Below are 6,000 nucleotides of genomic sequence, written 5' to 3'. Positions count from 1 at the left end.
CCGCCGCCCCGCCCAGCACCATCACGTCGGGAAACGCACGAAAATCGACATCACGGAGCCAAAAAGTGAAACCCAACCAGGTTAAATAACAAGCTAAGTCCAAGGTTCGAGTCGGCAGCTAAGTCCAAGAGACACCACTCACGGCGATCACTCGAACATCCCTGCTTTTGAGCCGTCCCGGTCGACTCGTGCCACCTGGTCGGTAATCTCTCTCTGAGCTTGGATCAAAGCCCACACGACTTGCCCCCGAGATGAGTGGGGACGACGCGAGGAAAGAGCTGCATGCCGACCACGGTTCACGACATCATCAAGGCATTCCGCGCCGTGCCCACCACGAACCGGGAACGCGGCGACAAGTTCGAGAAGCTGATGGTGCAGTACTTCAAGCACAACCCTCTACACGCGCAGAAGTACTCGGATGTGTGGCTATGGTCGCAGTGGCCCGGCCGCGACGGCAAAGCGGATACAGGCATCGACCTGGTCGCACAAGAGCGCGAGACAGGCGAATACTGCGCGATCCAGTGCAAGTTCTACGAGCCTGACCACTACCTTCAGAAATCGGACATCGATTCATTCTTCACAGCCTCGGGCAAGACCCCGTTCACCTCACGGATCATCGTGTCGACCACGGATAAGTGGGGCAAGAACGCCGAGGACGCCCTAGAAAAGCAGCAGATCCCGGCCGTCCGTATCAGCCTCGCTGACCTGGCGCAGGCTCCTATCGACTGGGATCTGGCCTGGCCCACGCCCGGCGTCGAACCTGAACTTAAGGTTCTACCGAAGAAGGGGCTGCGCCCACACCAGCGGGAAGCCGTCAAGCACGTCTTTGACGGGTTCACCACGGCAGACCGTGGCAAGCTGATCATGGCCTGCGGTACCGGCAAGACCTTTACCTCCCTCAAAATTGCGGAGGGCACCACCCAGGCAAAGAGTGGGCCGGCGACCGTGCTGTTCCTGGTCCCCTCAATTTCGCTGCTCTCTCAGACGCTGCAGGAGTGGACCGCGAACTGTGAACTGACCCTGCGCAGCTTCGCGGTCTGCTCGGATACGAAGGTCGGGAAACGCTCAGACACCGAGGACATCAGCATCTGTGACCTCGCGATCCCCGCCACCACGAACACCGACAAACTGGTCACGGCGATCAACAACACCGATCATGGCGCCGAGTTGACGGTGATCTTCTCCACCTACCAGTCCATTGCCGTCGTATCCGAATCCCAGAAGCAGGGTCTCCCGGAGTTTGATCTGGTGATCTGCGACGAGGCGCACCGCACCACCGGTGTCACCCTCGCCGGCCAGGACGAATCCCAGTTCGTGCGTGTCCACGACAACACCTACATCCAAGCTGCCAAACGGCTGTATATGACGGCAACACCCAGGTTGTTTGACGACAACACCAAGACCGACGCCAAGAACAAGAGTGCCCTGCTCGCGTCGATGGACGACGAAACCCTCTATGGGCCGGAGTTCCACCGACTCGGATTCGGTGAAGCCGTAGAGCGAGATCTGCTCACCGATTACAAGGTGCTGATCCTCACCGTCGACGAGAAGTACATCGCCAAGTCCCTGCAGGAACAGGTGGCGGACGAGAATAACGAGATTAACCTCGACGACGCAGTGAAGATCGTCGGCTGCTGGAACGGGCTGGCGAAGCGCTCCGGACAAACCCCCGACGGGGAAGGCTTCCCACCAAACGCAGTCCCGATGCGTCGAGCGGTCGCGTTCTCGCAGTCCATCAAGGCGTCGAAGAAACTGCGCGACAGATTCGCCGAGGTCCTCGACGGCTACGACGATGCCGACGACGAGGTACTGCGCTGCGAGGTCCATCATGTCGACGGCACCTACAACGCCCTCGAACGCAACCATGAACTCGAGTGGCTCAAAGCCCCCACTGACGACCGAGTGTGTCGAATCCTCTCGAACGCCCGCTGCCTCTCCGAGGGCGTCGACGTCCCCAACCTCGACTCGGTGCTGTTCCTCAACCCCCGCAACTCCGTCGTCGACGTCGTCCAGTCTGTGGGCCGGGTCATGCGCAAGGCCGACGGCAAAGATTACGGGTACATCATTCTGCCGGTGGGGATCCCCTCTGGGATGGCTGCCGAGAAGGCCCTCGCGGACAACAAGCGTTACAAGGTCGTCTGGCAGGTCCTCCAGGCGCTCCGCGCGCACGATGACCGGTTCAACGCCACGATCAACAAGATCGACCTGAACAAGAAGAAACCCGACAACATTATGGTCGGCACCGTCGGCCTCGACGACGGATCAAGCAGCGGCGACAGCACCGAGACCAGCGCGTCGACCGGTGATGGCGCATCGGACGCGGCCGACGCGGTCGCGGCGACACAAATGGCGCTGTTCTCGGTCGAGGAATGGCGGGACGCGATCTACGCGAAGATCGTCACCAAGGTCGGCGAACGCACCTACTGGGAGGACTGGGCGAAGAGCGTCGCACAGATCGCCGAGCACCACACCACCCGCATCACCGCACTGCTCGAAACCCCGGACTCGCTGGTCTCGAAGACGTTCGACGACTTCCTCCTTGGTCTGCAGAACAACCTCAACGACGGCATTGCCCGAGCCGATGCGATCGATATGCTCGCCCAGCACCTGATCACCCGACCGGTCTTCGACGCGCTGTTCGACGACTACGAGTTCGCCGCCCACAACCCGGTCTCGCAGGTCATGCAAACCATGCTCGACGTCCTCGACGACCAGGCCTTGGAGAAGGAAAACGCCGAACTTGAGTCGTTCTATGCCAGCGTCAGGCAACGCGCCGACGGCATCGACAACGCTGAGGGCAAACAGAAGATCATCACAGAGCTCTACGAGCGGTTCTTCAAGCTCGCATTCGAGAAGACCTCCAAATCCCTCGGGATCGTCTACACGCCCGTCGAGATCGTCGACTTCATCATCCGCAGCGTTGACGACGCCTTGCGCGCCGAATTCGGGGCTTCCCTGTCCGACAAGGGAGTCCACGTCCTGGACCCGTTCACCGGCACCGGAACCTTCATCGCCCGGCTTCTGCAGTCCGGACTGATCAAACCCGAGGACCTGCTCTACAAGTACACCAACGAGCTGCATGCCAACGAGATCCTACTTCTGGCCTACTACATCGCCGCGATCAACATCGAAGCCACTTTTCACGGCATCGCCGGCGGTAACTACGTGCCGTTCAATGGAATCGTCCTAACCGACACTTTCCAGATCGCCGAGGCTGGCGACACGATGGACGACCTGATCTTCCCGCAGAACAACGCCCGCGTCGCTCACCAGAAGGGTCTCGACATCCGGGTTATCGTCGGGAACCCGCCGTATTCCGCCGGTCAGACTAGCGCTAACGACAACAATGCGAATCAGGCTTATCCGACGCTCGACCGCGCCATTCAGAAGTCCTACGCCGCCAAGTCCACAGCAACGTTGAAGAGCAAGCTCTATGACAGCTATATCCGGGCGATCAGATGGGCATCTGATCGGATCGGTGACCACGGCATCGTTGCCTACGTGTCCAACGGCGGTTGGATCAACGGCAACACAACCGATGGCCTCCGTCTGTCTCTCGCCGCCGAATACTCGACCCTGTACGTGTACAACTTGCGAGGAAACCAACGGGGCGACTGGAGGAAAGAAGGCGGCAAAGTTTTCGGGGAGGGCTCGCAAACTACCATTGCAATCCTCATCGCGGTAAAAAACCCAACCCACACAGGGCCGTGCACAATCTTCTACCGTGACATCGGTGACTACCTGACAAAGGAAGACAAGCTCGCCATAGTTGGAGCAGGCAGGCTCGAAGACATCGAATGGGAGACGATCTCCCCGAACCCTGAAGGCGACTGGATCGATCAGCGGGACGCCAACTTTGGCGCATACACGGCGATCGCAGCAAAGAAGACTACGACAGGTGAAACCACCTTCTTCAGTGGCTACTCGGGCGGCCTGAAGACTAACCGTGATGCGTGGGTATACAACTTCTCACGCGTGTCGCTTGCCCGAAACATTAGAACCACAATCGATTTCTTCAACGCAGAGCGTGAGTTCTACCCGGCGAAGGCAATCGATGATCCCGATCTGAAAGTCAAGGATGCTGTCACATACGACGACACGAAGATCAGTTGGTCGTCGGGGCTCCTTCCCAAGGTTGAGCGAGGTCAACGCCTTCAGTACGATCCTGACCACCGCCAGGTCAGCACCTACCGGCCATTCTGTAAGCAGTACGCATATTTTGATGATGAGCTCAATGATCGGCGTGGAAAACTACCCAAGTTCTTCCCCACTCTCCAACACGGCAATATCGGCATGTTCATCCCCAACCCGGGCAACCTAGCCCCCCAATTCATGTGCCTGATGACCGACGCCCTACCTGACCTGGGCGCCGCGGGAATCAGCGCCGTGAATTTCTATCCGCGATGGACATATGAGCCGTCCGCCGACGAGGCCGATCTCTACAGTGACATCGACGATTCCGAATCCGCATTCAAGCGGATGGACAACATCACAGACGCGACCCTCGCTGAATATCGCAAGGCCTACGGCTCAGCGATGACCAAGGATGACATCTTCTTCTACGTCTACGGGATCTTGCACTCACCCACGTACCGGGCGGAGTTCGCATCGAACCTGAAAAAGATGCTCCCCAGAATCCCGCAGGTCAAAGACTTCTACGGCTTCTCGGAAGCAGGTAGAGCCCTCTCAGAGCTGCATATCGGGTACGAGAACGTCGCACCATACGAGGACCTGACCGAGACGGCAACCGGTGCGGCATCTGCTGAAGAGCTCTACCGAGTGCAGAAGATGACATTCGGGAAGGGCAAAGACCGATCAACAATCATTTACAACAACCACATCACACTCTCCGGTATCCCCGACGACGCGTACCGCTACACGCTGGGTTCGAAGTCTGCGATTGAATGGGTCATGGAGCGGTATCAGGTCACCGTCCATAAGGAGAGTCGGATCCGAAACGACCCCAATGACTGGGCAACCGAGCACGATCAGCCTCGCTACATCCTAGACCTGGTCAAACGCATCACGACAGTCAGCGTTGAGACGATGAAGATCGTCGACAACCTTCCCGATCTTGAGTTGCTGGCCAAATAGCGAACGCCAAGCCGTGACGTATTGGCCCGCACGGCCGCCCCGGTCAGGGCAAACTTCACCGCCTGACCGGGGCACCTCGTCAGGCCATCAATGTTGGTCGGATTTGTCATGCAAAAAATGGATTGTCGATCTGTTCTTCGATTCAACGCTAGCCACGGCATCAAAAAGCGGGAATGTGTAACTGATAGTGGCTTGGCGTCAAAATTATCTGCGAGTTTCCATAATTCGCGAGTGCGGTCGGGGAAGCTCCCCTATCGTATCCGGGACCATAGAGATTGAAATCTTTATATTCTCAATTCCTCATCTATACGATGCAGAACGATTCCCTTATATACGACCGGGTGGAGGCAGTCCGGCGACCATCTCGCGGTGTCGTGTCATCCAGGCGAAGGCGCCTTCACGATGCGTGACGATTGCGAACAAGCGTAAGGGGCTGCTGTGCCCGGCTGCCTGCCGTCGCAAACATTTGAGCTCGGAGCCCGACGAGCAGGAATGCGACCTTGATCCCGAGATGTGCGAATAGGGCCAAGGCGACGCAGCCAGCTAGCTCGGTGAATCCGCCCCGGGGTAACACCGTTACTGCAAGCAGTACCGCGTTAATGAACAACGCTACCTGAGCCGCATACAGCGCCGACCTGAAGACGACTGTCGCTTGAAAGACTGGGTCTCGTCCTACTTCGAGCCGTGGTGCGGCTGCGACGTCCTTCACCCTGCCAAACAGAAGCGACACTGTGCCCATTAGTGCGCCGGCGAAGATCGCGGCCGCAGGAAACCACTTCGAAGGGTCCAGCTCATGACGCCAGAACACGAAAGCAAGTGCTCCCGTTGCCAAGGGAAGCCCTACCAAGGTCAACGCGTACCGAAAACGAACCCCACCCGTAGTTTGGTCGCGTAGGTCAATGACCG

General features: G+C 58.4%; 1 protein-coding gene. It reads left to right on the top strand.

The window, feature by feature from the left end:
- Positions 1 to 282 precede the first annotated feature (282 nt).
- Entirely contained in the window at positions 283 to 5,094 is a 4,812-nt protein-coding gene (locus tag ACFVJ3_RS23160; protein ID WP_378454259.1) for a DEAD/DEAH box helicase, read from the top strand.
- The last annotated feature ends 906 nt before the right edge of the window (positions 5,095 to 6,000 follow it).

Source organism: Rhodococcus sp. NPDC127593, from assembly GCF_042671975.1.
Classification (GTDB): Bacteria; Actinomycetota; Actinomycetes; order Mycobacteriales; family Mycobacteriaceae; genus Rhodococcus_F.
This window is presented reverse-complemented; position numbering and strand designations above follow the sequence as displayed.

Excerpts from the sequence above, each read along its gene's own strand:
- ACFVJ3_RS23160 (WP_378454259.1), top strand. The coding sequence starts at position 283 with ATGCCGACCACGGTTCACGACATCATCAAGGCATTCCGCGCCGTGCCC.